This is a genomic window from Achromobacter sp. 46006 (assembly GCF_059761975.1).
Window position 1 is genome coordinate 1 of record NZ_JCBANN010000132.1, and the last position, 1,017, is coordinate 1,017.

The following is a 1,017-nucleotide window of genomic DNA, read 5'->3' on the forward strand; positions in this document are numbered from 1 at the left end:
TTACTTCAGGATCTTGGCGACGACGCCGGCGCCGACGGTACGACCGCCTTCACGGATGGCGAAACGCAGGCCTTCTTCCATGGCGATCGGGGCCAGCAGCTTGACGGTCATCGTCACGTTGTCGCCCGGCAGAACCATTTCCTTGTCGGCCGGCAGGTCGATCGTGCCCGTCACGTCCGTCGTGCGGAAGTAGAACTGGGGACGGTAGCCGTTGAAGAACGGGGTGTGGCGGCCGCCTTCTTCCTTGGACAGGATGTACACCTCGGACGTGAAGTCCGTGTGCGGGGTGATCGAGCCCGGCTTGGCCAGAACCTGGCCGCGCTGGACGTCTTCACGCTTGGTGCCGCGCAGCAGGATGCCCACGTTGTCGCCGGCTTGACCTTGGTCCAGCAGCTTGCGGAACATTTCCACGCCGGTGCAGGTCGTCTTGACCGTCGGAGCGATACCGACGATTTCGATTTCTTCGCCGACCTTGATGATGCCGCGCTCGATACGGCCGGTCACCACGGTGCCACGACCCGAGATCGAGAACACGTCTTCGACCGGCATCAGGAACGCGCCGTCAACGGCACGCTCGGGCGTCGGGATGTACGTGTCCAGGGCTTGGGCCAGCGACAGGATCGCTTGCTCGCCCAGTTCGCCCTTGTCGCCTTCCAGCGCCAGCTTGGCCGAACCCTTCACGATCGGGGTGTCGTCGCCCGGGAAGTCGTACTTGCTCAGCAGTTCGCGAACTTCCATTTCCACCAGCTCGAGCAGCTCGGCGTCGTCAACCATGTCGGCCTTGTTCAGGAAGACGATGATGTACGGCACGCCAACCTGGCGGCTCAGCAGGATGTGTTCACGCGTTTGCGGCATCGGGCCGTCAGCGGCCGACACGACCAGGATCGCGCCGTCCATCTGGGCGGCGCCCGTGATCATGTTCTTGACGTAGTCAGCGTGGCCCGGGCAGTCAACGTGCGCGTAGTGGCGCGTTTCCGTTTCGTATTCCACGTGAGCCGTGTTGATCGTGATGCCGCG

The 1,017-nt window shown here is 63.5% G+C and carries 1 protein-coding gene; it reads right to left on the reverse strand.

Annotated elements, in window-relative coordinates; all coding sequences use genetic code 11:
* Window positions 1-1,017 (reverse strand): elongation factor Tu (gene tuf, locus AC6LKG_RS26495; protein ID WP_498169958.1); only part of this gene is annotated, 1,017 nt, incomplete at its 5' end.